3 protein-coding genes are annotated in these 1423 nt (G+C 31.7%); all 3 read right to left on the bottom strand.

Annotated elements, in window-relative coordinates; translation table 11 throughout:
- On the bottom strand, positions 1 to 245 hold a 245-nt coding region (locus BLP50_RS14175), incomplete at its 3' end, for a hypothetical protein (protein WP_090155912.1).
- A gap of 148 nt (positions 246 to 393) precedes the next feature.
- Positions 394 to 843 (bottom strand): hypothetical protein, encoded by a 450-nt coding sequence (locus BLP50_RS14170; RefSeq protein ID WP_090155910.1) that lies wholly within the window; start codon positions 841 to 843, stop codon positions 394 to 396.
- Positions 844 to 856: 13 nt separating this feature from the next.
- Complete coding sequence (locus tag BLP50_RS14165; protein WP_090155908.1) at positions 857 to 1237, bottom strand: hypothetical protein; 381 nt, start codon at positions 1235 to 1237, stop codon at positions 857 to 859.
- Between the last annotated feature and the right edge of the window lie 186 nt (positions 1238 to 1423).

Raw genomic sequence — 1423 nt, 5'->3', positions numbered from 1 at the left:
TTTAAATAACGCTTTTCTACTTTTAAAACCCTTCTATAAAGCGCCTCTGTCATCTCTTCTTCCGCTCCTTCATCGAGAATAACAACACCACCTCTATCATTCGTATCATATACATAAAATACACCATTCTCCTCATAAATACCAATAATGTCAGGAACCTCTGTCCTTTTTCCACACTCAACCTGCATGCTACCAATAATATGATTTTCCGTTGATAGTCTTTTTTGCAATTCAATTAATGTCATTTTTGTATCTCCTTAAATATCCCCATTTTTTCAAAATCATCTACTGCAAGAAGCAACCGATTTTGAGTTGCACCTCCTTCTGATAGGCATTTCCTAATGCCTTCATAATATCATTTTGATTAAAAGACATTTATATACATCATTAACATTACTCAAATCTGTCAATTAAAATATAAAGACACCTTAGAATACCATTTTCGTCTAATATACATACGATATTATCATTAACCATTATTGCATTATAGACGAAATCAATTTCACCAATACAAATCAGTTTTTTCTCGAAATCATAATATATTTTAGAATTTTGAAATTCAGACCCATTAGTGTAAGCGACTTTATTATAGGAATATATTTCATCCTTTTTTATATCATTATTACGAAGTCGTATACAATAATCACCTCTAATATAACTTGGAAGATTTATATTAGTTTCAATTGCTTTTACTAATGGAAAAAAGCCAAACACATCAACTAGTTTTAGCGTATCAATTTCAAAAGCCAATTCAAAAAAATTTATTGTCAACGAAAATGTATTCTCACACTCCTCGCTTTTGCTTATACTATGATTTTTTTTTGAATATATTTTATCATTCATTAATTTCTACCTCCTAATTTGATTTATAAACGAAATGCCATACTGCATTTGTCTCAGGATCAATTACCAATTCATATAATCCTTCACTACCATTAAATGTGCCATACGCTTCCCAATACAAAGCATTCGTCCCCTGAGGGTCTGGAATTGGTTCACCTGAGTTAATAATCTCTTTTATTAATAATTTGGATTCTTGATATGGTCTATTAATATGTCCGGATACTGTTTCACTAAATGACAAATCATCAACATCTATTCCATATTTATTTAATTCTCCAGCCTCAGCACTAGCCACATCTTCAACAACTGCCTTTGGACTATCGATAGCATCTATTTTCACATTTTCATTAGCCACTACCTCTGATGTATTCTGAGGAGATGTTTTAGAGAACATATAATAAGCTCCTGCAGTGGAAGCTCCAGTTATTCCCGCATTGATTAATGCTTGTTTGTAGTCGATATTATAGGCTGCCTCATCATTTAAAATATTAGCACGAATAGCTAGCTTTACAATGTTCTATTTATAAAAGGCACTCTTAACAAATCTGCCAGGAGTGCCTCTATATAATATCTTTCTAAG

The sequence above is a fragment of the Pseudobutyrivibrio sp. AR14 genome (assembly GCF_900101325.1).
Classification (GTDB): domain Bacteria; phylum Bacillota; class Clostridia; order Lachnospirales; family Lachnospiraceae; genus Pseudobutyrivibrio.
This window is presented reverse-complemented; position numbering and strand designations above follow the sequence as displayed.

Bases quoted from the DNA above. Each gene is read 5' to 3' on its own strand.
- BLP50_RS14170 (WP_090155910.1), bottom strand. From the start codon at position 843: ATGAATGATAAAATATATTCAAAAAAAAATCATAGTATAAGCAAAAGC.
- BLP50_RS14165 (WP_090155908.1), bottom strand. From the start codon at position 1,237: ATGTTCTCTAAAACATCTCCTCAGAATACATCAGAGGTAGTGGCTAAT.